The following is a 25917-nucleotide window of genomic DNA, read 5'->3' as shown; positions in this document are numbered from 1 at the left end:
GTCGATGCGCTGTCAGCGGCGTACGCCGACTGCTTCCAGGTACTCCGCGTGCGCGGCGAGCGTGCCGTCGTCGGCCCGGTTGAAGCTGCGCGGTACGTCGGCCAGCTCGGCCGCGAACTGGGCCCGCTCGGCCTCCGGCAGACTCGCCGCCAGCTTCGTGATCGGCCCGTAGAACTCGCGGAACCACTCCGAGAAGTGTTCGGCCGAGTGGTACCGGAACACGTACTCGCGCTTCTCGAGCGCGGTCCACTCGACCCGGTCGCCGAAGAGTTCGGCCAAGTGCTGCTCGGTGCCCCACAGTACGGCGGGTTTCACCCCGGCCGGCGGCGGAGCCCACTTGCCGACCACCTTGAACATCTGCCCGACCATCCCGGTCGGGGTCCAGCAGGAGAGCGCGATCTTGCCGCCCGGCTTGGTGACCCGGACCAGCTCGTCCGCGGCCCGCTGGTGGTCCGGAGCGAACATCACGCCGACCGTGCTCAGCACGAGGTCGAACGAAACGTCCGGCACGGGCAGGTTCTCGGCGTCGCCTTCGGTGAAGGTCACCGGCAGGTGCTCGGCGGCGGCGCGTTCGCGCCCTTGCTCGAGCAGGTTGGTGGCGTAGTCGATCCCGGTCGCTTCGGCGAACCGGCGCGCGGCCGCCAGAGCGGCGTTGCCCTGACCGCACGCGACGTCCAGGGCTCGTTGCCCGGCGCGGACGTCGGCCGCCTCGACCAGCAGTTCGGCGATGATCTGCAAGGTGTTGCCGACCCGCGGATAGTCGCCGGTCTCCCAGCCGGCCCGCTGCTTGGCCTTGATCGCCTCGAAATCGACAGTGGTACTCGTCATGCGTGGTTCCCCCTGGAACTGGTTGCCGCGTCCCCCAGTGACACGAGTCGCCCGGGACCGTCCCGGGCTCGCCGCCACCTGCGGTGGCGACACGATGAGCGAACCGGGTCACCGTGTGACAAAGCGTGTGACGGCCCAGACAGCACCGCGATCACGGAGCGCAAGCCATCGTTGTCAGCAGTTGGTATATCCACTGATCAGCGGATATCGGCAGATTTGGCAAGCCTGGCAGCGAAGTCTTGCCATCGTTGTCATCGCTACTTATAGTCCTGGAAACGTTTCAAGCAGTGACATCGGCTCCCGAGCACGCGAAACGGAGATGCCTTTCGACACACCGGCCGGGGCGCGGCCAGCCGCGCCGACCGAGGCCGAGCCACACCCTCGGACCGAAGGAGATCCGATCGTGAACGACGCGCCGCGCCCGCAGTTCGAAAACGTCGCAGCTGTTCTGCGCCACCAGTTGAGTCGCCGCAGTGTGGTCGGGGGAGGTGCGGCGCTGGGGCTGTCCGGCCTGCTGGCCGCCTGCTCCGGCAACGGCGGTTCCTACTCCGACAAGCCGGCCAACGACAAGCCGGCCGCCGCCCCGAAGTCGGTGCAGATCGGCAAGGCGAACATCCCCACGCCGCGTGACCAGACGGTCGTGGTCGGCCAGGTCGAGTACAACGTCTTCGACAGCTTCAACACGATGATCCCGAACGGCTGGCAGTCCGGCGCCGGGTTCGAGTCGGTCTGCCGCGAGGCGATGTTCTACCTGAACCTGGCCAACGGCGAGCTCAAGCCCTGGCTGTGCACGGGCTACGAGTACAACACGGAGCACACCCAGCTGACCTTGAAATTCGATCCCAAGGCGAAGTGGAGCGACGGCAAGCCGCTGACCGCGAACGATTTCAAGTTCACCGTGCTGCTGCTGAAGGACCGCAAGGACCTGTTCGGCGGCGGCGGTGACCTGGCTGAGTTCGTGCAGTCGATCGAGGTCCCGGACGCCCAGACCGCGGTGATGAAGCTGAAGAAGCCCGGTCCGCGGATGCACTACAACTTCATCGCGGCGATCGCGAGCGCGTTCGACATCCTGCCCGAGCACGTCTGGAAGGGGCAGGACCCGACGAAGTTCAAGGAGAACCCGCCGACCCGCACCGGCCCGTACAAGCTGAAGCAGACGATCCGCAGCCAGCGGATGTTCGTCTGGGAGAAGAACCCGGACTACTGGGCCAAGGAGCAGCTGGACCCGGCTCCGCAGTACGTCGTGTACCAGAGCACGGCCAAGCAACTGGACTCCGCGGCGCTGGCCTTCGAGCGGGCCGAGTTCGATGTCGGCTCGATCGACGAGCAGCACGCCAGGCAACTGCGCAACACCGGCTACCCGGCGATGGTCACCACCCAGTTCCACGACCCCAACCCGCGGGTCATCTGGCCGAACTGCGACCCGGCACGCGGTGTGATCGCCGAGCCGAAGATGCGCCAGGCGATCAACTACCTGATCGACCGGGAGAAGATCGGCACCTCGATCTGGCCGGTGAAGGTGCCGCCGGCGATCTACCCGTGGGCCGACTACCCGAGCAATGACCAGTGGAAGAACGACGAGCTGGCCGAGAAGTACAAGTTCGAGTACAACCCGGACAAGGCGAACGCCCTGCTCGACGAGATCGCGCCGAAGAACGCGGCCGGCAAGCGGACGTACAAGGGCAAGGAGATCAACCTCGAGATCATCACCGCGTCGCCGGTCGACGGTCCCGAGTACGCGATCGCCAACGTGATCAAGACCGACCTCGGCAAGGCCGGCGTCCCGGCGACGCTACGCAGCCTGAGTGGTCCCGTGCACAGTGAGAAGTTCGAGCGCGGCGAGTTCGACCTGGACTCCAACTGGGCCGGCTTCGCGTTCGACCCCCAGCAGCTCTACACCGACTGGACCAGCGACAAGGCGCAGCCGATCGGCAAAAACGCGGCCGGCAAGAACAAGCAGCGGCTGAAGAACCCGGAGCTGGACGAGGTGTCGGCCAAGCTCGCCGTTCTGGACCCCAAGAGCGCCGAGGCGAAGCCGCTGCTGGACCGGGCACTGGAGATCTACTTCCAGCAGCTGCCGCTGATGCCGGTGATCCAGACCGGCTACCCGTCGTACTTCAACACGACGTTCTGGACCGGCTGGCCGACCGACGACGACCTGTACCAGGTCCCGCTGAACTGGTGGTCACACTTCATCTTCGTGCTCGGAAGGTTGAAGCCGACCGGCCAGAAGGGACCGGCGTGACCGCCACCGCGCCGTCCGCGACGGTCGTGGGAGAGAGCGCGGAGAGCGCTCCCTCCCGCGGCTGGCGGGCCTGGCTGGCGCGGCACCCGTTGGCGGCGTACGCGATCCGGCGGTTCGGGCTGTACCTGGTCGAGCTGTGGGGCGCGCTGACGATCGCGTTCTTCTTCTTCCGGATGATTCCCGGCGACCCGATCCAGACACTGATCCAGACCCTGCAGCAGAACTACGTCTACAACCAGGCGGCCAGCGCGGAGGTGATCGCGCGCTACCAGACCGAGTTCGGCCTCGACGGCAACATCCTGACCCAGTACCTGAAGTACATGCAGAACCTGATCTTCCACGGCGATCTCGGCCCGTCGCTGATCAACTACCCGACCCCGGCCCAGGACGTCATCTTGCGGTCGTTGCCGTGGACCATCGGCCTGCTCGGGATGGCCGCGGTGATCAGTTGGGTGCTCGGCGTCCTGATCGGTGCGATCGCCGGCTGGCGGCGCGGCAAGCTCGGGTCGACGATCGTCACGAACCTGTCGATCGCGCTGTCGCACGTGCCGTTCTTCTTCGTCGCGCTGATCCTCGTGTACGTGTTCGCCTACACGCTCGGCTGGCTCCCGGCGCGGTCGGCGTACGACTCGACGATCAGTCCGGGCTTCAGTCCGGAGTTCATCGGCAGCGTGATCAAGTACGGGTTCCTGCCGGCCATGTCGATAGTGCTGATCGGGACGTTCAGCTGGATCCTGTCCACCCGGATGCTGATGGTCCCGGTGCTCGGCGAGGACTACCTGGTCTACGCCGAGGCGAAAGGCCTCAGGCCGTGGCGGATCCTGACCCGGTACGCGCTGCGCAACTGCTACCTGCCGCAGATCACCGCGTTCGGCATCTCGCTCGGCTTCATCTTCAACGGCAACGTGCTGGTCGAGCAGCTGTTCAACTACCCGGGCCTGGGATCGACGCTGGTGACGGCGATCCAGCAGCTCGACTTCAACACGATCCTCGGCGTCACCGACATGGCGATCTTCTCCGTGCTCACCGCCGTCCTGCTGCTCGACCTCCTGCTGCCCCTGCTTGACCCGCGGGTCAAGTACTGGAAGTGATCACGATGAGACTATTGACCGCGACCGGACACACGATCCGGCACAGCCCACGCCTCGCGACCGGCCTGGCCCTGCTGGCGGCGATGATCCTGCTGGCCGTCTTCAGCCCGCTGATTGTCGATGCCGTCGGCAACGGTAAGGACCCGCTCGAGTTCGCGGCGTACGAGAAGTGGCTGGTGCCCGGCCCGGACCACCTGCTCGGCACCGACCAGTTCGGCCGCGACGTGCTGGCGATGGTGGTCAGCGCGACCTCGGTCTCGTTGCAGATCGGCGCGATCGCCGGCGTGATCTCGACCGTGGTCGGCGTGATCGTCGCGTTCGTGGCCGGCTACAAGGGCGGCTGGGTGGACGGCGTGCTGTCGACCTTCACCGGGATCCTGCTGGTGATCCCGACGTTCCCGCTGCTGATCGCGCTCTCGGCGTACGCCAAGAACGTGAGCCTGTTCCAGGTCGGGGTGATGATCTCGATCTTCAGCTGGCCGTTCGCGGCCAAGACCATCCGCTCGCAGGTGCTCAGCCTGCGGTCGCGCCCGTACGTCGACCTGGCGCGGGTGAGCAAGGCCCGTGACCTGGAGATCATCGTCACCGAGTTGCTGCCGAACCTGCTGCCGTTCATCGGCGTCGGGTTCGCCTCGTCGGCGCTCGGCGCGATCTTCGGCCTGGTCGGGCTGGAGGTGATCGGTCTCGGCCCGGGCGGGGTGATCGACCTCGGTCAGATCATCTTCAACGCGATCAACACCGGCGCGCTGACGCTGGGCGCCTGGCCGATGTTCGTCGTACCGATCGCGCTGCTGACGGTGCTGTTCGCGGCGCTGAACATGATCAACATCGGGCTCGAAGAGGTCTACAACCCGCGGCTGAGAGGAGTGGCTGGTGAGTGACGACGACATCGTGCTGGAGATCTCCGGCCTGGAGGTCGGCTACTCCACCAACCGCGGCGAGGTGAAGGCGGTCTCCGGGCTGGACCTGGCCGTACACCGCGGCGAGATCCTCGGCATCGCGGGGGAGTCCGGGAGCGGGAAGAGCACGCTCGCCGTCGCGCTGCTGCGGCTGCTCAAGCCGCCGGGCAAGGTCACCGCGGGGAGCGCGATCTTCCGTCCCCGCGGGCGGTCGCTGGTCGACCTGCTGAAGGTCGAGGGCGAGGAGTTGCGGGTGCTGCGCTGGAGCGCGCTCTCGTACCTGCCGCAGGGATCGATGAGCTCGCTCAACCCGGTGATGCGGATCGGCGACCAGTTCCGCGACGTCATTCTGGAACACGCACCGGATCGCAAGAACACGCTCTCCGAGCTGATCCCGCGGCTGCTCGCGCAGGTCGGGCTGGAGCCGGACGTGGCCCGGATGTACCCGCACGAGCTGTCCGGCGGGATGAAGCAACGGGTGCTGATGGCAATCTGTGTCGCGCTCGAGCCGGACCTGGTGATCGCCGACGAGCCGACCACGGCGCTCGACGTGACGATCCAGCGAGTGATCCTGCAGAGCCTCGTCGACCTGCAGCGCGACTTCGGCGTCACGCTGGTCGTGATCTCGCACGACATGGGCGTGCACGCGCAGCTGGTCGACCGGGTCGCGGTGATGTACGAGGGCAAGCTGGTCGAGGTCGGCGACGTCCGGCAGGTCTACAAGCGGCCCCAGCACGAGTACACCCGGCAGTTGATCGAGTCGATCCCGCGCCTCGGCAGGAGGGCATCGTGACCAAGACGATCGAACTCAGTGGCGTCCAGCAACGGTTCCACGCGCGCGGCGCGGCCGGCGGCTACCTCACCGCGGTCGAGGACGCGAGCTTCACGCTCTCCCCGGAACCGCCGCAGGTGGTCAGCCTGGTCGGTCAGAGCGGCAGCGGCAAGAGCACCATCGCCCGCAACGTGCTCGGCCTGCAGAAGCCGACCAGCGGCACCGTCAAGTACGGCGGCAAGGACATCTTCACGCTCAGCCGCGCCGAGTACGACGACTACCGGCGCAACGTGCAACCGGTCTTCCAGGACCCGTACGCGATCTTCAACCCCTTCTACCGCGTCGATCGGGTGCTCTGGAAGGCGGTCAAGAAGTTCGGTCTGGCCACGAGCCGTGCCGATGGGCTGGCCCTGATCGAGCGCTCTCTGGACGCCGTGAAGCTGGACCCGGACCGTGTCCTCGGCCGGTACCCGCACCAGCTGTCCGGTGGCCAGCGGCAACGGGTGATGCTGGCCCGGATCCACATGCTCCGGCCGGCTTTCGTGATCGCGGACGAGCCCGTGTCGATGCTCGACGCCCAGGTCCGCCGGCTGTTTCTCGACATCTTGCTGGACTTCCAGCGTGAGCACGGCATGACGACCCTGTTCATCACCCACGACCTGTCCACCGTCTACTACCTCGGCGGATCGGTGATGGTGATCAACCGCGGCCGCATCGTCGAGCGCGGACCGGTCGACATCGTGATGCACGAGCCGTCACACCCCTACACCCGGTTGTTGCTGGATTCGATTCCGCAACCCGATCCCGACCAGCGCTGGACCGGCCGGATCGAGGTCGACGAACTGTCCGGCACGGCCGAGGCCGGTACGCCGAAAGCCACCGCTCCGGAGACCCCGATCATCTGAGAACACCTATTGAGTCGGGGTCGCACGGCCATTAATTCGGGGTCGTGAGGGCTTTGCAAGATCGTCACTGTGTGCGTCTCTTGACGCACTCGGTGAGGGCTCGGTTACGGTGAGTTCGTATTCAGCCGGACCGGCCGAGCAGGGGACGAACTGGGCGTCCCGAGCAGTCGTCCGCCGGCCGGATCCGTCCCGCGCCGGCGTTGCCACCGGTGCTCGTGGCGACCACCGGTGGGGACCGCGGCTGGACCTCACCTCTGTCCGACGAGCCGCTCACCGCGGCCTGCCCGCAAAGCCTTCCTGCCTGCCCGAGTAGAGCTGTCCGCCAGATCGCCGACCGTACCCCGCGGTGTTCGCGGGGCGCTGCGTGCTGCGATCGGGCGGTCCGACCCCGATTGGTGGTGCTTTTCGCGTGACCTTGACCGAACCGGCGTCGTCCGACGCCGCCACGCAGCGACCGCAACTCAGCCTCGGAACCGCCGCCGCGCGGAACCTGGCGACCACGACCAAGTCCGAGCCGCAGATGCAGGGCATCACCTCGCGGTGGTTGCTGAAACTGTTGCCCTGGGTGCAGGTGAACGGCGGTGCGTACCGGGTGAACCGGCGGCTCAACTACGCCGTCGGTGACGGCCGGGTCACCTTCACCACGACCGGAGCCGATGTCCGGGTGATCCCGCAGGAGCTGTGCGAACTGGCTCTGCTGCGCAGCTTCGACGACGTCGAGGTGCTGACCGCGCTCGCCGACCGGTTCGAGCAGCAGGAGTTCCAGCCCGGCGACGTGATCGTCGAGCGGGGCCGGCCCGCCGACCGGATCTGCCTGATCGCACACGGCAAGGTGAACAAGATCGGCGCCGGCAAGTACGGCGACGAGACCGTGCTGCAGACGCTTGCCGACGGCGACCACTTCACCTACCGGGCGATCCTCGAGTCCGAGGACTACTGGGAGTACACCGTCAAGGCGATCACCCCGTGCACGTTGCTGACGCTGACGCAGGGCTCGTTCGAGGAGCTGGTCGGGCGCTCGGACAGCCTGCGGTCGCACATCGAGGCGTTCCGGGCCAACCCGCTGCCCGACCAGGACGAGTACGGCGAGGCCGAGATCGCGCTCTCCGCGGGTCATGAGGGTGAGGCCGACCTGCCCGGCACGTACGTCGACTACGAGACGACGCCGCGGGAGTACGAGCTGAGCGTCGCGCAGACCGTGCTGCGGGTGCACTCCCGGGTCGCTGATCTCTACAACCACCCGATGGACCAGACCGAGCAGCAGTTGCGGCTGACCATCGAGGCGCTGCGGGAACGCCAGGAGCACGAGATGGTGAACAACCGCGAGTTCGGCCTGCTGCACAACGCGGACCTGAGCATGCGGATCCCGACCCGTTCCGGGCCGCCGACGCCGGGCGACCTGGACGAGCTGCTCGGCATGGTCTGGAAGGAGCCGGCCTTCTTCCTGGCCCACCCGCGCACGATCGCAGCGTTCGGGCGGGAGTGCACGAAGGCCGGCATCTATCCCGACAGCGCCGACTTCGGCGGCCACCGGGTCCCGGCGTGGCGGGGCGTGCCGATCTTCCCGTGCAACAAGATCGGCGTCAGCCAGACCCGGACCAGCTCGATCCTGCTGATGCGCACCGGCGAGGAGAGCCAGGGCGTCGTCGGCCTGCACCAGACCGGACTGCCCGACGAGTACGAGCCGGGGCTGTCGGTGCGGTTCATGAACATCAACGAGAAGGCGATCATCAACTACCTGGTCAGCGCGTACTACTCGGCCGCCGTACTGGTGCCGGACGCGCTCGGCATTCTCGAGGACGTCGAGATCGGTCGCGAGGGCTAGCACCGGATGAGAGCGCCGAAACCGCCGGGAGCCGCCGCCCGGCTCGTCTCCCACGTCGGGCGGGACGCGACAGACGAGCCGGGCCGCCCACGACCGGTCGAGCAGACCAGTACGACGGCCGGTACCCAGTCCGCCGCCGGAACCAAGAGCAAGCAGCCGTACCAGTTGCCGGACTTCTACGTGCCGTATCCGGCGCGGATCAATCCGCACCTCGAGCAGGCTCGCGAGCACAGCCGGGCTTGGGCGTACGCGTTCGACATGATCGACGTACCGCAGCAGGGCAAGGCGGTCTGGGACCTGCACGACTTCGAGTCCCACGACTACGCGCTGCTGTGCGCATACACCCATCCGGACGCCGGGGCCGCCGCGCTCGACCTGGTGACCGACTGGTACGTGTGGGTGTTCTATTTCGACGACCACTTTCTCGAGCTCTACAAGAAGACCCAGGACACCGCCGGGGCCAAGGCCTACCTGGACCGGCTGAGCGCGTTCATGCCGGTCGACGGGCCGATCACGGCGACGCCGGAGAACCCGGTGGAGCGCGGTCTCACCGATCTGTGGAACCGGACCGTGCCGTCGATGTCGACCGGCTGGCGGCGGCGGTTCGTCGAGACCACGGAAGCGTTGCTGGCCGAGTCGCTGTGGGAGCTGTCCAACATCAGCGCGGGCCGGCTGCCGAACCCGATCGAGTACGTCGAAATGCGCCGCAAGGTCGGCGGCGCGCCCTGGTCGGCGAACCTGGTCGAGTACGCCGTGCAGGCGGAGGTGCCGGACGAGGTCGCGCACCTGCGGCCGATGAAGGTGCTGAGCGACACGTTCTCCGACGCGGTGCACCTGCGCAACGACCTGTTCTCCTACCAGCGCGAGGTGGAGACCGAAGGCGAGCTGAACAACGGCGTTCTCGTCGTGGAGCGCTTTCTGGGATGTTCTCCACAGCGCGCGGCCGATCTGGTGAACGACATCCTGACGTCGCGGCTGCACCAGTTCGAGAACACGGCGCTCACCGAGGTGCCGCCGCTGCTGGAAGAGCACGGGGTCAGCCCGCAGGGGCGGCTCGACGTCCTGAGCTACGTGAAGGGCCTGCAGGACTGGCAGTCCGGCGGGCACGAGTGGCACATGCGGTCCAGCCGCTACATGAACGACGGCGGTCAGGCCGCGACGCTCGGGCCGAGCGCACTGCTGGACGGGCCGAAGGGGCTCGGAACATCGGCGGCCCGGATCCTGCAGTCGATGGTGACCTCGGCGCCGTACCGGACCCGGACGCACACGCACCGCCCGTTCGAGGTGATCGAGCCGTACGCCGTGCCCGAGCTGTACATGCCGTACCGGGCGAAGCTGAGTCCGCATCTGGAGAGAGCGCGATCCAACGTTGTGGAGTGGGGTGAGCGCATCGGGATCACCGACGGTGTGGTCTGGGACCGGCAGCTGCTCGAGATCGCGGATCTCGCGCTGTGTGCCGCGGGCATCCACCCGGACGCCGAACCGGACGCACTCGACGTGTCGACGCAGTGGCTGGCCTGGGGCACGTACGCCGACGACTACTACCCGGTGGTCTTCGGCCGAACCCATGACCTGGCCGGCGCGAAGGCGCAGAACCGGCGGTTGTCGGGGCTGATGCCGCTGGAGCTGAACGGACAGATCACCCCGGTGAACGGGCTGGAGCGCGCTCTCTCGGATCTGTGGCAGCGCACCGCGGGGCCGATGGCGCCGGAAGCGCGCAAGGCCTTCAAGGACGCGATCGATTCGATGACCGACAGCTGGTTGTGGGAGCTGGCGAACCAATTCCAGCACCGGATCCCAGATCCGGTCGACTACCTGGAGATGCGCCGGCGCACGTTCGGCTCCGACCTGACGATGAGTCTGTGCCGGATCGGGCACGGCCGGACCGTGCCGCCGAGGATCTACCGGACCCGGCCGATCCGGGCGCTGGAGAACGCGGCCGCCGACTACGCCTGCCTGGTGAACGACGTGTTCTCGTACCGCAAGGAGATCCAGTACGAGGGCGAGCTGCACAACGGTGTGCTTGTCGTCCGCAACTTCCTCGACTGCGACCTGCCGACGGCGTTCGCGACCGTGAACGCGTTGATGACGGCGCGGATGCGGCAGTTCGAGCAGTTGGTCGCGGTCGATCTGCCGGTGCTGTTCGACGACTACGAGCTCGATGACGCCTCCCGGCGGGTGCTCACCGGCTACGCCGAGGAGCTGCAGAACTGGATGTCCGGGATTCTCGTCTGGCACCAGGGCTGCGGCCGGTACGACGAAGCCGAGCAACTGCATCTCCCGCGGAAGGTGCTGGGCCTGTCGACGGGCCTGGGAACGTCGGCCGGGCGGATCCGGCGACCCATGAGTGGTAAGCGACTGGAGGGTGCACTGTGACGACATCCGAGACCGAGGTCAAGCCGCAGCTCAGTCTGGGCACCGCGGCGGCGCGGCAGCTGGCCAGTACGACGAAGACCGTGCCGCAGATGCAGGGGATCTCGCCCCGCTGGCTGCTCCGGATCTTGCCCTGGGTGGAGACCAAAGGCGGCGCCTACCGGGTGAACCGCCGGACCAGCTACGCGGTCGGTGACGGCCGGCTGACGTTCTCCGTCGCCGGGGCCGACGTCCGGGTGATCCCGCAGGAGCTGACCGAACTGCCACCGCTGCGCGAACTGGCCGATCCGGATGTGCTGCAGGAACTGGCGAACCGCTTCGGGGTCGAGGAGTACGAACCCGGCTACGCGCTCACCGAGTTCGGCAGCCGGATCGACGACGTGCTGTTGATTGCCCACGGCAAGGTCAGCAGGATCGGCATCGGCCCGTACGGCGACGGCACCGACCTGGGCCTGTCGGCCGACGGCGACTATCTGGGCGAGCAGCTGTTCCTCGATCCGCCGGAGAGCATCTGGGAGTACACCGCCCGGACGACGACGCGGTGCACCGTGCTGCGCCTCACCCGGCAGTCCCTGGAGGAACTGAAGGACCGCTCCGAGGTGCTGCGGACGTATCTGGACGACGTCCGGTCCCGTCCGCGGCCGGCACAGAACAAGACCGGAGAGGCCGAGATCGCGCTCTCTTCCGGTCACGCGCTGGAGGACGACCTGCCCGGGACGTTCGTGGACTACGACCCCGCGCCGCGGGAGTACGAGCTGAGCGTCGCGCAGACCATCCTGCGGGTGCACACGCGCGTCGCCGATCTGTACAACCACCCGATGAACCAGACCGAGCAGCAGTTGCGGCTGACCATCGAGGCGCTGCGGGAACGCCAGGAGCACGAGTTGATCAACAACCGGGACTTCGGGTTGCTGCACAACGTGGACTTCAAGCAGTGCCTGTACCCGCGCACCGGTCCGCCGACCCCGGACGACTTCGACGAACTGCTCACCCGCCGGCGCAAACCACGTGCGCTGCTGGCCCACCCGCGGGCGATCGCGGCGTTCGGGCGGGAGTGCACGAAGGCCGGGGTCTATCCGGAGAGCGCTCTCGTCGACGGCCGGCGGGTTCAGGCGTGGCGCGGGGTGCCGATCCTGCCCTGCAACAAGATCCCGATCGACGCCGACAACACCACGTCCGTGCTGGTAATGCGAACCGGCCTCGAGGACGAGGGCGTGATCGGCCTGCGGCAGACCGGTCTGCCGGACGAGGTCGAGCCCGGCCTGAACGCCCGCTTCATGTGCATCAACGAGAAGGCCGTTACGTCGTACCTGGTCAGCACCTACTACTCCGCCGCGGTCCTTGTGCCAGACGCCCTCGGTGTTCTCGAGCACGTCGAACTCGGCGGATGAGGAGTCCACGATGACGACAGTAGAACGGGCCGGCCCGCCCGCCGACCAACCGGTGAAACGACTCCCGAGTCCGCAGCTTCCGGCCCAGCAGTTGCTGGCCTGGTCCCGCGACCAGGTGGAGCCGGCGTTGCGATCGGCGGTGGGAAAGATGCCGTTGGCAACACAACGCATCACCAACTACCACTTCGGCTGGGAGGACGAGGACGGTACGCCGACCCGCGCGGACGGCGGGAAGGCGCTACGTCCGGCCCTCGCGCTGCTCGCGGCCCAGGCCGTCGGCGGTACGGCGGCCGACGGCGTCCCGGCCGCGGTGGCGGTCGAGCTGGTGCACAACTTCTCGCTGCTGCACGACGATGTGATGGACTGCGACACCACTCGCCGGCACCGGCCGACGGCCTGGACGGTCTTCGGTCTCGGCCCGGCGATCCTCGCGGGTGACGCTCTGCTCAGCCTGGCGTTCGACGTCCTGGTGGCCAGCGGGCATCCGTCGGCCGACGAAGCCGCGAAGATGCTCGGCCAGGCCGTGCAGGAACTGGTCGAAGGACAGTTGGCCGACGCGCACTTCGAGACCAGGAACGAGGTCGCGCTCTCCGAGTGCATCCGGATGGCGCAGCTGAAGACCGGCGCCCTGCTCGGCTGCTCGACCGCTCTGGGTGCGTTGCTGGGCGGAGGCCGGTCGGAGCAGGTCGATCACCTACGGCTGTTCGGTGAGGATCTGGGTCTGGCCTACCAGTACGTCGACGACCTGCTGGGCATCTGGGGTGATCCGCGGGTCACCGGCAAGCCGGTCCACTCCGACCTGCGGCGGCGGAAGAAGTCGTTGCCGGTGGTCGCCGCGCTCGGCTCCGGAACCAGCGCCGGCAGAGGTCTCGCCGAGCTGTACGGCGGGACGCACGACCTGTCCGACGAGGAGTTGGTGCAAGCGGCAGACCTGATCGAGCAGGCGGGATCGCGCTCTCAGAGCCAGGCCCAGGCCGACGCTCTGCTGACCGCGGCACTGGGCGAACTGCGCTCGGCGACGACCGGACGGCCCGCGGACGACCTGGAGCGGCTGGCGCGATTGGCGACCCGCCGGGACCGATGAGCATGGGGGGAGCTATGCCGAAGCACACGGATTTGGACCACTCGCCAGGGGCGGCCGTCGCGGGCAGGGAGTCCGCGGACGGGGAGACTGCGATCGGAACGACCGCGGGGGCAGAGGCTGCGGGCGGAAAGGCTGCGGGTAGGGAGGCTGCGGACCGGCGGACGATTCTGCTGGCCTCACCGCGATCGTTCTGCGCGGGGGTCGAACGAGCGATCGAGATCGTCGAGTTGCTGCTCGAGCAACGCCGGCCGCCGGTCTACGTGCGCAAACAGATCGTGCACAACACGCACGTGGTGGCCGACCTGGAGAGCCGGGGGGCGGTCTTCGTGGAGGAACTGGACGAGGTGCCGGACGGCGCGACGGTGGTGTTCTCGGCGCACGGGGTGGCACCTTCGGTCCGCGCGGAAGGAGAGCGGCGAGGGCTGGACGTGGTCGACGCGACCTGCCCGCTGGTGACGAAGGTGCACGCCGAGGCCCGCCGGTACGCCGCGCGCGGCGACACCGTCGTACTGATCGGGCACGCCGGGCACGAAGAGGTCGAGGGCACGATGGGCGAGGCCCTGGACCGGACCGTGCTGGTGGAGAGCGTCGAGGACGTCGCCGCGCTCGAGGTCGACGATCCCGACCGGGTCTCGTACCTGACCCAGACCACCTTGGCGGTCGACGAGACGACCGCGATCCTCGATGCCTTGCGTGACAAGTTCCGGAACCTGCGCGGACCGGACTCGGCCGACATCTGCTACGCGACGACCAACCGGCAAGAGGCACTGGGAGCGCTCTCCGACGACGCCGACCTGGTGCTCGTCGTCGGCTCGGAGAACTCGTCGAACTCGCGCCGCCTGGTCGAGCTCGCCGTTCGCCGCGGCACCCCGGCGTACTTGATCGACGACGCGACCGGTGTCCGGGAGGAGTGGCTGGACGGCGTCCGGGTGATCGGGCTGACCGCGGGCGCGTCGGCGCCGCCGCGACTGGTCGACGGGGTGATCGCGGCGATCCGCGAACGCGGCGAGGTCGAGGTGGTCGAGCGGGAGATCACCCAGGAGACCGTTCACTTCACGTTGCCGGTCGCGGTGAGGCAGCCATGACGGGCGTCCCGGGCCCGTCCACGAGGAGGCGGCGATGACGGCGGTGTCGTTGGGGGTGCCGAGCGTTCCGGTGGTCCGGCGGAAGTCGCGGCAGGTGATGGTCGGGTCGGTGCCGGTCGGCGGGGGTGCACCGGTGTCGGTGCAGTCGATGACGACAACCCCGACCGCCGACGTGAACGCCACGCTGCAGCAGATCGCCGAGCTGACCGCGGCGGGCTGCCAGATCGTCCGGGTCGCCGTACCGTCGCAGGACGACGCCGACGCGCTGCCACAGATCGCCAAGCGCTCGCAGATCCCGGTGATCGCGGACATCCACTTCCAGCCCAGATACGTGTACGCCGCGATCGACGCGGGCTGTGCGGGTGTTCGGGTGAACCCGGGCAACATCCGCGCGTTCGACGATCAGGTCGCCGGGATCGCGCGGGCCGCGTCGGCCGCCGGCGTACCGATCCGGATCGGCGTGAACGCGGGCTCGCTGGATCAGCGGCTGCTGGCCAAGCACGGCAAGGCGACACCGGCCGCGCTGGTGGAGTCGGCGCTGTGGGAGTGCTCGCTGTTCGAAGAGCACGGATACCGCGATCTCAAGATCTCGGTGAAGCATCACGACCCGCTGGTGATGATCGCCGCCTACCGCGAACTCGCCCGGCGGTGCGACTACCCATTGCATCTCGGTGTGACCGAGGCCGGGCCGTTGCTGCAGGGCACGATCAAGTCGGCGGTCGCGTTCGGCGTTCTGCTGGCCGAAGGCATCGGGGACACGATCCGGGTCTCGCTGTCCGCGCCGGTGGTCGAGGAGGTCAAGGTCGGCGCCGGGATCCTCGAGTCGCTCGGGTTGCGGCCTCGCCAGTTGGAGATCGTGTCGTGCCCGTCGTGCGGCCGGGCGCAGGTCGACGTCTACACGCTGACCGAGCAGGTCGCGGCGGCGTTCGAGGGATTCCCGGTCCCGTTGCGGGTCGCGGTGATGGGGTGCGTCGTGAACGGTCCCGGTGAGGCGCGGGAGGCTGATCTCGGGGTCTCGTCGGGCAATGGCAAGGGGCAGATCTTCGTCCGCGGTGAGGTGGTCCGGACGGTGCCGGAGAACCGCATCGTCGAGGCGCTGCTCGAGGAGGCGCTGCAACGCGAGTGGGGAGAGCGGTCATGAGTCTGACCTTCAGCGGTCTGTTCTGGGTGATCGGGTTGATGCTGGTCACCGCGGTGATGGCGGTGATCCTGCGCAAGGCCCGCCAGCACTTCGGACGGGAGGCGAACAACGAGGTCGCCGGCCAGGTGTTCACGATCGTCGGCGGGGTGAACGTAGTGGTCGCGGCGTTCGTGCTGATCTCGCTGTTCGACGCGGCCGACCGGGCGGAGGAGAACACCTACCAGGAGGCCAACGCGCTGATCGCCGTCCGCTGGGCGAGCGACTCGCTCGCCGAGCCGGCTCGGGCCCGGATCGAGAAGCTGACGCAGGACTACGCCAGTCAGGTGTCGGAGAACGAATGGCCCGACCTGCGGGCGGGGAAGCCGGTCGACGAGCGCGGTTGGACCCTGCTGACGCAGCTGCAGAACGAGATAGAGCGCGTTCCGACCAAGAGTGATCGGGAGGAGGACAGCCGGGTCGAGGCGTCGGCCCAACTGTGGAACGTGTACGAGGCCCGGCAGGAGCGGTTGAACTCCGCCGGGAGCGGCGTGAACGCGGTGGTCTGGTTCGCGATCCTGGTCGGCAGCGCGATGTCGATCGGGTTGATGTTCCTGTTCGGCGGACCGGGCGTCTACTCGTACGCCGTGATCGTGTCGATGCTGTCCGGGGCGATCGCCCTGCTGCTGTTCGCGATCTACCAGCTGCAGAACCCGTTCACCGGTGGCGCGAACGTCGGTCCGGACGCGTTCGTCGCGGCGCTGTCCCGCCTCAGTCGCGGAGGCTGATCAGTGATGGGAGGGCTACGGCGGGGTGGGGCCTTGGCAGGGGCGGCGGGACTGGCGGTACTGCCGGCCGTGCTGGTGGTGGAGGAGTCGTCGGCCGAGTCCACCTGTGTGGTGCTGCAGGTGGACTCGAGCGGACCGCTCTCCCTGTCCCGGTTGCGACGAGTCGAATTGCCGTCCGGGCGGATCACCGAGCTGGGCAAGCTCGACTACCAGGTGGATGCGATGGGATACGCACGCGGACAGGACCTGGTCTACGGGATCGCGCTGCGCGATCGGGACGGCTGGCTGCAGCGCAAGCCGCATCTGGTGTCGATCGATCGCCGCGGGACCGTGAGGGATCTGGGCGAGGTCCGGCGCGGCGTCGGTGGCGTCGCGGATCCGGTCGCCGGTGCGATCTCGGGGAACCGGCTCTACCTGCGCGACGCGATGCGGCTCTACACGATGGACATCGATCCCGGCAGCCCGACGTACCGGAGTGTGCTGCGGGTGGTCCGGTTGAAGCCGATCGTCGGGACGTTGACGCTGGACGACTTCGCGGTGAATCCGTCGAACGGGCTGCTGTACGGCGTTTCCACGCTGGGATTCGGGCGGGCCAAGGTGGTCAGCATCGATCCGGGCAGTGGGGTTGTCCGGGTGGTGGCGGAGGTTCGGGGCGCGCCGTCGGTGGCGGCGTACAGCTCGGTGGTGCTGTCCGGGGGAGCGCTCTATGCCGTGCGGACGCATCCGGGGTTGGCGAGCCGGACCGTGCGGATCACGCTCTCCGGGGAGGCGCGGGAGCTGAATTCGTTGCCGTCGGCGTGGAGTGGGGATTCTGCTGGTTGCTTGAAGCAAGCAGCTGCGCCGCCGCCTCCTCCGCCTCCACCCCCGCCGCCGCCTCCACCGCCGCCGCCGCCCACGGTGACGCCGCGGCCTCCGGCGCCGACGCCTAGGCCGACGCCGCGGCCGACTCCGCGTCCGCCGGTCGAGACGGTGACGCCGCCGGTTCCACCGCGAACGGTGCGGCCGTCGATTCCTCGGCCGCCCAGCCCGTCACCTTCGTCGCAGCCGACGCCTCGGCCGAGCGCTACGCCGACAGACGCGGTGGAGTTGCCGCCGCCTCCGCTGCCTCCGGCGTTGACTCCCACACCGACGCCGCGGCCGACTCCGCGGCCGTCGGTGGACGTGACGCCGCCGGTGATCAGCGTGGCGCCGCGGCTGGCGTCGGTGCCGGACGAGCCGGACCGGACCGTACAGGTGCTGCGGCGGTGGTCGATGGCGACGTTGCTGGTGATCCTCAGCAGCGCCGCGGCGATGGCGGCGCAACGGCGGATGCGGCGAGTGCAGCGGTGAGGCGAGCGGATCGAAGGTGAGACCGGCTCACTTCGGTGGGGGTCGGCGGTGCGGGAAGACAGGAAAGCGGTCACACTATGTACGTGGAGTTGTTGACTGAGAGTAGTTTGAACGAAACAACCGGCTACTGTCCGGCGGTGCGGATACAGAGGGTGGCCGACGGCTGCCTTGCCGAGGCGACCCTCTGTTCCGTACCTGAGCGCTAGGCGACTGGCGGTGCACGGGGAGAGCGGGGACTGGCCGCAGCGGCGGGATCGGCCGGACGGAGACGATCGGGCGGATCGGGCGGATCAGCCGTTGCAGGCGCGGCTGATGGGGAGGGAACGGGAGACGCGGGTGCTCCGGACCGCTCTCGCTGCGGCGCCGAGTCTGGTGCTGGTGGTGGGGGAGGCCGGGTCGGGCAAGAGCCGGCTCGTCGCCGAGATCGCGCGGGATCATCCCGCGCGCTGGCTGACCGGGCAGTGTCACCCGGTGCAGGATCAGGTTCCGCTCACGCCGGCGCTCGAGGCGTTGGCTCCGGTGCTTGATCAGCGGCCGGGGACGGGGACGCCGTGGCGGGGTGAACTCGTTCCGGGGATGCGGCACTCGGTGTTCGCGCGGGTGACCGAGGTGCTCGGATCGCTCGGTCCGGCGGTGCTCTTCCTGGAGGATCTGCACTGGGCTGATCGGGGAACACTCCAGCTGCTGCGTTTTCTGGCGAGCCGGTTGCCGCGCGAGGTGCGGCTGGTGGGGACGTACCGGCCGGAGGACCCCCGGCTGGCGGGCGAGATCACCGCGCTGGCGGGATGTGTCCGGGCCGGGACGCGCACGGCCGAGGTGCGACTGCCGCCGTTGCCGGCGAGCGCCGTACGGGAACTGGCGACGGAACTGCTCGGCGTGGAGGCGTTGCCTGACTCCCTGGCGAAGGAACTGGTCGAGCGGACGGGTGGATTGCCGTTCGTCGTGGAGGAGTTTCTCCGGGATCTGGCGGTTGGGCCGGACGGGTTGGTGCCGGCGGTGCAGCGCGCGCTGGCCGAGACGCGGGCGCCGGTCGCGTTGCGGGCGTCGGTCACGATCAAGCTGGAGCAGTTGACGGAGGCCTGCCGACGCGTTGTCTGGGCGGCCGCCGTACTGGATTCGCCGGCGTCGGACGGGCTGATCGGTGCGGTCGCCGAGGTGCACGGACCCGAGCTGACCGAGGCGGTCGATGTCGGCTTGGCGCGGGGGTTGCTGGGGCAGGTGCGGCCGGGCCTGTACGACCTGCGGCATGCGTTGGCGCAGCGGGCGGTGTACGACACGATCCCGCCGGACGAGTTGCGGCGGTTGCACCGGCGGGCGGCCGAGGCGCTCGCGACGCGGGACCCGGCGGCGCATCCGCGGATCGCGGAGCACTCGCGGCGGGGCGGGTTGATCGACGTGTGGCTGGCGCAGGCCGAGCTCGCCGCGGCCCAGCTGGTCGCGGCGGGAGAGTCGGAGAGCGCGATCTCGCAGTTGCTGGAGATGCTGCGGATCGAGGTCTTGCCCTGGCCGGACCGGGCGCGGCTGGCGACCCGGCTCGCGCACGCGGCGGTCGAGTCGTCGCTGTGGGACGAAGCGGTGGTCGCGGTGCGGATGGTGCTGGACGAGGCGTTGCAGCCGAGTGCCGATCGCGGGCGGTTGCGACTGGCGCTGGGGGTTCTGCTGCACGACCGGGCGGGGGAGTTCGGTACGGCGCGGCGTGAGCTGGCGGCGGCGGTCGAGGAGTTGGCGGAGGACCCGGCGAGTGCGGCGTGGGCGATGTCGGCCCTGGCGGTGCCGACCTCGGGGCCGGAGGAGATCGCCGAGCACCGGGCGTGGATGCATCGGGCGTTGAGGCTGCTGGGGGAGACGCATGGGGTGGGCGGCGGTGATCGTGGTCGGGGTGGTCGTACTGGCACCGATCCCGGACGCGAAGACGAGGACGATCGGACGCGTGGCTTCGGCGCCAACACCTCGCCGCCCGCCGGCGGCGGCACCTCCGCCCGTCCGTTCGGCGAGGGCGAGGACGGGAAGGACGGTTGGGCCTACGTCTCCGGTGGCCTCGGCTCGCGGGAACGGCGCGGGTCGAGCGACGCCGGTCGGGGGAGCGACGGCGCCGAGCACGTCGCCCGTGCGATGGTGCGGCGGAATCGTGGGCGGTTGGCGGTTGCGCTGGGGGACTTGTCGGGGGTGGACGAGTCGGCGTACTCGGCGCGCGGGTTGTTGTGGTTGGGACACGACCGGCGGAGTGCGGCGTTGCCGGCGGGGGTGGGGACTCGGCTGTGGCAGGCGTGGCTGGCGGGGGACTGGGAGATGTTGCCCGAGAAGTTGCTGAGGGCAAGGGCTGTGGGTGAGTCGGCGCCGTTGGTGCAAGCCGAGCTCGACCTCGTGGCCGGGCGGATGCGGTTGGCCGAAGGCGATGTCCCGGGCGCTCAGGAGTTGCTGATGTCCGTCGGCGGCGAACTGCCGGTACGGGCGGCGGCCTTGGCGACGCTCGGGCGGATCCACCTCGCGACCGGCGACAGCCGAGCGGCGCTCGCGGCGGTCGAGGAGTTCGTGCAGGTCGTACGGCGCAAGGACGGGTGGGCCTGGGCGGGCGAGCTGGTGGCGACGGCGTGTCTCGCATTGGAGGCGGTTGGGCAGCGGGAGGACGCGGTGGGCCTGCTCGCCGAGTTCGAGGCCGGTCTGACCGGCCGCGACGCTCCCGCTTCTGTTGCCGCCGGCAAGTTGGTGCGGGCGGCCGTGGTCGAGGATCTCGGCTTCGACGACGCGGCGTCGGCGTACCGGGCGATCGGCAGGCCGTACGACGAGTGTCTGGTGCTGGAGCTGAAGGCCCGGCGGGCGCTCGACGCGGGGGAACCGGCGCAACTGGTCGCACTGGCGGCGACGTACGAGAAGCTCGGCGCGCGGTGGGATGCGCGGAGGTGCCGGGACGCACTGCGCGAAGCGGGGGTCGCGGTGACGTCGCGGCGCGGACGGCGGGGCTACGGGAACGCGCTCTCTCCGCGAGAGCTGGAGGTCGCGCGGCTGGCAGCGCGCGGGTTCACCAACAGCCGGATCGCGGCCGAGCTGTCGTTGTCGGTGAGCACCGTCGAGGATCACCTGACCAACGCGATGCGCAAGCTGAAGATCCGTTCGCGCCGAGAGCTCGGACCATTGGTGAACCCCTGAGCAGAAGGCGGCGGTGCCCTCGTCGCCTGAGGTCGTGACCTCCACGTCGTAGCGGCAGCAGACCGGCTGATTGCCCCGCCGGTGGGTACGGTGACCTCCGTGGACATCGTCGACGCGTGGATGCAGCACCCGACCGAGCGGATGCTGGCCCAGGATTGGTTCGACTCGCTGCGGCCGTGGATCGGCACCGAGGAACTGTCGACCGCGCTGCCGCTGGAGAGCACGATCGCCGCGATGGACGCCGGCGGTGTGACGACCGGGCTGATCAGCGCGTGGTACGCCGCCGAGGGCCCGCTCGTGTCGAACGACGAGGTCGCGGACTTCGTCGCGCAGTACCCCGATCGCCTGGTCGGGGTCGCGTCGGTCGACCTGCGGCAGCCGGTCACGGCCGTGCGTGAGTTGCGGCGCGCGGTGAGAGAGCGCGGTCTGCGCGCTCTCCGGATCGTGCCGTGGGTGTGGGGCCTGCCGCCGAACGACCGGCGCTACTACCCGCTGTACGCCGAGTGCGTGGAGCTGGGGATCCCGTTCTGCACCCAGGTCGGGCACACCGGCCCGCTGCGCACGTCCGAGACCGGCCGCCCGATTCCTTACCTGGACGACGTCGCCCTGGAGTTCCCCGACCTGACGATCGTCGCCGGCCACATCGGCTACCCGTGGACCGCGGAGATGATCGCGCTGGCGACGAAGTACCCGAACGTCCACATCGACACCTCGGCGTACACCGTCCGCCGCTACCCACCCGAGCTGGTCAGGTACCTTCGGACGAACGGCCGCCGCAAGGTCCTGTTCGGCACGAACTATCCGATGATCACGGCCGAGAAAGCGCTCTCTGACCTGGAAACGCTCGCGCTGGACACCGAAACCACGGAGCTGTTCCTGAACGGCAACGCCCGAAGGGTCTTCGGGCTGAGCTGATGCACCTGGCCTGGTACGTCGCGTACGGCTCGAACCTCGCGAGCGATCGCTTCCGGTGCTACCTCGCAGGCGGCCGTCCAACCGGCGGACGCCGGCAATACCCGGGCTGCCGGGACCCGCGCGACCCTCGCCAGGTTGCCGCGGTCGAGATGCCGGGCGGGCTGGTGTTCTCCGGCGAGTCGGCGGCGTGGGGCGGCGGCCGCGCGTTCTACGACCTGACGGCGCCCGGACTGGTTGCCGGGCGGGCGTACTTGGTGACCGCCGAACAGTTGGGCGACGTCGCCGCGCAGGAGATGTACAGAGAGCCGGGGAGCGCTTTCGCGCATGATCTCGCCGAAGCACTCGACGACGTCGACCAGGTCCGCGTGATGGGCCCGGGCCGGTACGAGACGATCGCGCGGCTGGGGGAGCGGGACGGCGTACCGATGTTCACCGTGACGGATGTGAAGGCGGGCCACCTCGAGCCGTCGGCTCCGAGTGCTGCCTACCTGTGGTGGATCGCGGCCGGTCTGCGGGAGGCGCACGGGTGGGATGCGTCGCAGGTTGCCGACTACCTGAGCGAGGCCAGAGGCGTGACGGGAGCTTGGAGCAAAGACGACCTCACGAACATCGCCGAGCGTTGAAGGTCTGCTACTCGTACTGCAACGCCTCCAGAGGGTTGAGCCGGGCGGCTCGGCGGGCCGGCCAGATGGCGGCGAGGATGCCGACGACGATGGACAGGACGCCGAAGACGATCAGCTGAGCGACCGGTACGGCGAAGGCCACTTCCTCCAGTCGCGCCGCGAGCAGCAGGGCCAGACCCAGGCCGAGCACGATGCCGATCGCGGCGCCGATCAGGGCGGTGATCACGCTCTCGTGCCGGATCATCTTCCTCACCTGCCCGCGGGTCAGCCCGACCGCGCGCAGCATGCCGAGCTCGCGGGTGCGCTCGAAGACGGTCAGCACCAGCGTGTTCACGATGCCGAAGAGGCTGACCAGCACCGAGAGCGCCAGCAGCACGTAGAGCACGTTGAGGATGCTCTTGATGCCGTCGGTCTGCGACTTCTTGAACGCGTCGCGATCGAGCGCCTTGGCGTTCGGGAACGCGCTCAGCGCACTGTCGAGAGCAGCGGTGTTCGCCGCCGTGACGCCACCGGTCAGGTTGACGAACGTGTACACGTTCAGCGGCTGCGGGTTGTTCGCGTCGAAGGTCGGCGTCGAGATCGTGACGTTGCCGAACGGCGACCCACCGGCCGGCGGCCGGAACACCCCGAGCACCTTCAGCGGCAGCGTCTTGCCGGTCACCGTGGTCAACGCGAGCTGCGATCCCACCGACAGCGCGTGCTTGTCGGCGTACTCCGCATCGACGATCGCGCCGTCGGCCCCGAGATCGGCGAGCGACTGCTGCGAGCCCGACCGCCAGTCGAAGCTGAGCAGCTCCGGCGCGGCGGCGTCGACCCCGGTGATCTGGATCCTTTCGCCGTACGCCGACGCCTGTCCGCCGCGCACGCTGGTCACCGCCGAGACGCCAGGAGTCGCGGCGACCGCCGCGGCCACGTCGGGCGGCAGTGGGCTGAAGTTGTTCTGCGCCGTGATCGCGTAGTCCGCGCTGAAGATGCCGTCCACGGCGTCCTCGAACGGCTTGATGATCCCGGCCCCGAGCGTCGCGACCAGCGTGACGAGGGCGAGCCCGATCATCAGCGCCGCCGCGGTGGAGGCGGTCCGGGCGGGATCGCGGCGGCTGTTCTGGCCGCCGATCGTGGTCGCCGGTCCGTCGGGCAGGACCCGCGGGAACTCCGCCCGACGCCGGAACGCCCGCTTGATCAGCCAGGACAGCACGAGCACCGGCCAGGCGATCACCGTCAACGTCACCACGGACCACCGCGCGACCGGATCGGACGCCGCGGCCAGCGGCTTGACCAGCCGAGCCGAGAACAGCGCGACCCCGACGAACAGCAGCAGCACACCGCCGCCAAGCATCACCAGCAGTGTCGACGTCGGCAGCCCGTCGACGAACAGCCCGACCACGACCAGGGCGATCCCCGCGATCGCGAGCAACGCCGCGCCCAGCGGCCGGTACCGGTTGAAGCGTCCCGGGATCGGCTTGGCGCCTTCCCGTACGGCGGCGATCGGCGGCACCCGCGTCGCGCGCCACGCGGGCCGCAGGCTGGCGAAGACCGTGACGACAATGCCGACGAGCAGACCGACGACGACCGTGCGGGTCTGGAACACGAGCCCGTTGTTCGGCAGCGTGAACCCCACCGCGTCGAAGAGGTTGAACAGCCCGGTCGCGATCGCGAGCCCGAAGAGCAGCCCGGCGATCGACGCGAGCACGCCGGTGATCAGCGCTTCGAGCACGACCGACCCGAGGATCTGCCGGCGGGAGGCGCCGAGCGTGCGCAACGTGGCGAACTCGCGGGTCCGCTGGGCGATCGTGATCGACAGCGAGTTCGCGATCACGAACGATCCGACGAACAGCGCGATCCCCCCGAACACCAGCAGGAAGGTGCGGAAGAAGTCGAGGAACCCACTGGTCTCCTCGGCGTCCGCGTCGGCCTGCTCCTGCGCCGTCCGGACTTGCGTCCCGTCGGGCAGCACCTTGCCGACGGCATCGACCAGCTGTTGCGGCGACACCCCGTCCTTGGCGGAGATCAGGATCTGGTCGAGCTGACCGGTTTTGCCGAGCAGCTTCTGCGCTGTCCCGAGGTCGAAGCCGGCCAGCGTCGCGCCACCGATCGACGAGACCTCGCCGAACTCGACCAGACCGGAGATCCGCATCCGCTGGGCCGCGCCACGCGCCTGGACGGCGATCTCGTCGCCGGGCGCGAAGCCCTTCTTCTCGGCCGTCTGGGTGTCGATCACGATCTCGTTCGGCCCCGGCCAGCTGCCGCCGACCAGGCTGAGCGTGTTGAACTGCGGCAGGTCCGGGTCGACGCTGTAGCCGAGGTTGGGCGAGCCGCCGAAGACGATCGCCTTGCCGTCGCGGCCGATCATCTGGACCTCGCCGAACACGCTGCCGCCGGCGGCGTCGACCTCGGGCAGCTTCTCGATCGCGGGCAGCACGGTCGCGGTGAACGGTGGCGCGACCCCGCCGGCGGAGTCCGAGGTCGTGTCGAACGCGGTCTTCCCGCTCACCGTGGCGTCGGTGTTCTTGTAGCTCTCGGAGAAGATCGAGTCGAAGGCGCTGGTGATCGAGTCGGTCAGCACGTAGGTGCCGGAGATCAGTGAGACGCCCAGTACGACGCCGATCGCGGTGAGCGCGGTCCGGAGTTTGCGACTGAGCATCCCGGCCAGCGCGAAGCGGATCACTGCAGGTCCAGCGTGTCGATCACCTGCAGGATGTCGTGCTGGCTGATCCGCCCGGTCTCCTTCACGATGCTGCCGTCGGCCAGGAACAGGATCCGGTCGGCCATCGCGGCCGCGCGGGCGTCGTGGGTGACCATCACGGTGGTCTGCCCGTACTCCTCGACCGACTGCCGCAACAGATCGAGGATCTCCTTGCTGGTGCGGGAGTCGAGGTTGCCGGTGGGTTCGTCGGCGAAGACCACGGTCGGCTGGGACACCAGCGCACGCGCGATCGCGACTCGTTGCTGCTGGCCACCGGAGAGCTCAGCCGGTCGATGGGTGAGCCGGTCGGCCAGACCGACCCGTGCGACCAGCGCGTCGAAGTACTCCGGATCGGCGCGGCGGCCCGCGATCGTCAACGGCAGCAGGATGTTCTCCCGGGCCGTCAGCATCGGCAGCAGGTTGAAGAACTGGAAGATGAAGCCGATGTGCTGGCGGCGCAACTTGGTCAGGTCGTCGTCACCGAGGGTGGTGATCTCGGTACCGGCGATCCGGACCGAGCCGCTCGTCGGCTTGTCCAGCCCCGCCAGGATGTGCATCAGCGTCGACTTGCCCGAGCCGGACGGTCCCATCACCGCCGTCAGCTGTCCGGGCTCGATCCGCACGCTCACCCCGTGCAGCGCGCGGACCGCGGTGTCACCTTCGCCGTACACGCGGACCAGTTCGTCGGCCTGTACGACTTGAGTGGATTGGTTCGTCGGTTCTTCCGTGCCGATCATTGCCCCTCCCGGCTGATCAGCGGCCCCCAGCCGAGCTGTCCCGTCCCTGCGCCGAGTCTGCTCCTGGTCTCCGGGCGGCA

The 25917-nt window shown here is 69.0% G+C and carries 19 protein-coding genes; 16 read left to right on the top strand and 3 right to left on the bottom strand.

The features are described 5' to 3' along the window. Positions 1 to 12 precede the first annotated feature (12 nt). Positions 13 to 828, bottom strand: a complete 816-nt coding sequence (locus ACQPXM_RS25390; RefSeq protein ID WP_432937587.1) for a class I SAM-dependent methyltransferase — start codon at positions 826 to 828, stop codon at positions 13 to 15. Positions 829 to 1231: 403 nt separating this feature from the next. On the opposite strand from ACQPXM_RS25390, the gene ACQPXM_RS25385 reads away from it, so the two are divergent. The 16 genes from ACQPXM_RS25385 to ACQPXM_RS25310 all read left to right on the top strand — a co-directional run bounded on the left by ACQPXM_RS25385 (position 1232) and on the right by ACQPXM_RS25310 (position 22417). After that, the gene (locus tag ACQPXM_RS25385; protein ID WP_432937584.1) at positions 1232 to 3073 is read left to right on the top strand and encodes an ABC transporter substrate-binding protein; all 1842 of its coding nucleotides are present in this window, start codon (positions 1232 to 1234) and stop codon (positions 3071 to 3073) included. Continuing rightward, positions 3070 to 4164, top strand: a complete 1095-nt coding sequence (locus tag ACQPXM_RS25380; RefSeq protein ID WP_432937581.1) for an ABC transporter permease — start codon at positions 3070 to 3072, stop codon at positions 4162 to 4164. Before ACQPXM_RS25385 ends, ACQPXM_RS25380 begins: the two co-directional genes overlap by 4 nt. 5 nt (positions 4165 to 4169) lie before the next feature. Continuing rightward, positions 4170 to 5045 (top strand): ABC transporter permease, encoded by an 876-nt coding sequence (locus ACQPXM_RS25375; RefSeq protein ID WP_432937579.1) that lies wholly within the window; start codon positions 4170 to 4172, stop codon positions 5043 to 5045. Continuing rightward, positions 5038 to 5856, top strand: coding sequence for an ABC transporter ATP-binding protein (locus ACQPXM_RS25370; protein ID WP_432937576.1), 819 nt, complete (start codon positions 5038 to 5040; stop codon positions 5854 to 5856). Before ACQPXM_RS25375 ends, ACQPXM_RS25370 begins: the two co-directional genes overlap by 8 nt. After that, positions 5853 to 6740, top strand: a complete 888-nt coding sequence (locus ACQPXM_RS25365; protein ID WP_432937574.1) for an ABC transporter ATP-binding protein — start codon at positions 5853 to 5855, stop codon at positions 6738 to 6740. The genes ACQPXM_RS25370 and ACQPXM_RS25365 overlap by 4 nt, the downstream gene beginning before the upstream one ends. Before the next feature lie 409 nt (positions 6741 to 7149). Further along, positions 7150 to 8565, top strand: coding sequence for a family 2B encapsulin nanocompartment shell protein (locus ACQPXM_RS25360; RefSeq protein WP_432937571.1), 1416 nt, complete (start codon positions 7150 to 7152; stop codon positions 8563 to 8565). Between the two features lie 6 nt (positions 8566 to 8571). Continuing rightward, complete coding sequence (locus ACQPXM_RS25355) at positions 8572 to 10941, top strand: terpene synthase family protein (protein ID WP_432937568.1); 2370 nt, start codon at positions 8572 to 8574, stop codon at positions 10939 to 10941. Next, on the top strand, positions 10938 to 12329 hold the full coding sequence (locus ACQPXM_RS25350; RefSeq protein ID WP_432937566.1) for a family 2B encapsulin nanocompartment shell protein: 1392 nt from the start codon (positions 10938 to 10940) through the stop codon (positions 12327 to 12329). Before ACQPXM_RS25355 ends, ACQPXM_RS25350 begins: the two co-directional genes overlap by 4 nt. A gap of 10 nt (positions 12330 to 12339) precedes the next feature. Further along, a complete protein-coding gene (locus ACQPXM_RS25345; protein WP_432937563.1) occupies positions 12340 to 13413 on the top strand; it encodes a family 2 encapsulin nanocompartment cargo protein polyprenyl transferase in 1074 nt (357 codons plus the stop codon). A gap of 14 nt (positions 13414 to 13427) precedes the next feature. After that, on the top strand, positions 13428 to 14498 hold the full coding sequence (gene ispH, locus ACQPXM_RS25340) for a 4-hydroxy-3-methylbut-2-enyl diphosphate reductase (RefSeq protein ID WP_432937560.1): 1071 nt from the start codon (positions 13428 to 13430) through the stop codon (positions 14496 to 14498). A 34-nt stretch (positions 14499 to 14532) separates the two neighbouring features. After that, positions 14533 to 15639: a flavodoxin-dependent (E)-4-hydroxy-3-methylbut-2-enyl-diphosphate synthase gene (gene ispG, locus ACQPXM_RS25335; RefSeq protein ID WP_432937558.1), complete on the top strand. Its 1107-nt coding sequence runs from the start codon at positions 14533 to 14535 to the stop codon at positions 15637 to 15639. Beyond that, on the top strand, positions 15636 to 16403 hold the full coding sequence (locus tag ACQPXM_RS25330; protein WP_432937556.1) for a hypothetical protein: 768 nt from the start codon (positions 15636 to 15638) through the stop codon (positions 16401 to 16403). Before ispG ends, ACQPXM_RS25330 begins: the two co-directional genes overlap by 4 nt. A 33-nt stretch (positions 16404 to 16436) precedes the next feature. Next, complete coding sequence (locus ACQPXM_RS25325; protein ID WP_432937554.1) at positions 16437 to 17732, top strand: DUF6923 family protein; 1296 nt, start codon at positions 16437 to 16439, stop codon at positions 17730 to 17732. 312 nt (positions 17733 to 18044) lie between these two features. Next, positions 18045 to 20879 (top strand): helix-turn-helix transcriptional regulator, encoded by a 2835-nt coding sequence (locus tag ACQPXM_RS25320; protein ID WP_432937551.1) that lies wholly within the window; start codon positions 18045 to 18047, stop codon positions 20877 to 20879. 99 nt (positions 20880 to 20978) lie between these two features. Then, positions 20979 to 21794, top strand: coding sequence for an amidohydrolase family protein (locus tag ACQPXM_RS25315; RefSeq protein ID WP_432937549.1), 816 nt, complete (start codon positions 20979 to 20981; stop codon positions 21792 to 21794). Next, entirely contained in the window at positions 21794 to 22417 is a 624-nt protein-coding gene (locus tag ACQPXM_RS25310) for a histone deacetylase (RefSeq protein WP_432937547.1), read from the top strand. The genes ACQPXM_RS25315 and ACQPXM_RS25310 overlap by 1 nt, the downstream gene beginning before the upstream one ends. A gap of 7 nt (positions 22418 to 22424) precedes the next feature. Here the strand turns inward: ACQPXM_RS25310 and ACQPXM_RS25305 are convergent, their stop codons facing one another. Both ACQPXM_RS25305 and ACQPXM_RS25300 read right to left on the bottom strand, forming a co-directional pair. Then, the gene (locus ACQPXM_RS25305) at positions 22425 to 25082 is read right to left on the bottom strand and encodes an ABC transporter permease (protein WP_432937544.1); all 2658 of its coding nucleotides are present in this window, start codon (positions 25080 to 25082) and stop codon (positions 22425 to 22427) included. Next, complete coding sequence (locus ACQPXM_RS25300; RefSeq protein ID WP_432937541.1) at positions 25079 to 25837, bottom strand: ABC transporter ATP-binding protein; 759 nt, start codon at positions 25835 to 25837, stop codon at positions 25079 to 25081. Before ACQPXM_RS25300 ends, ACQPXM_RS25305 begins: the two co-directional genes overlap by 4 nt. Positions 25838 to 25917 lie beyond the last annotated feature (80 nt).

The organism is Kribbella sp. CA-253562 (assembly GCF_050942265.1).
GTDB lineage: Bacteria > Actinomycetota > Actinomycetes > Propionibacteriales > Kribbellaceae > Kribbella.
The sequence above is the reverse complement of the archived record's forward strand: the minus strand, read 5'-3'. Positions and strand labels throughout refer to the sequence as shown.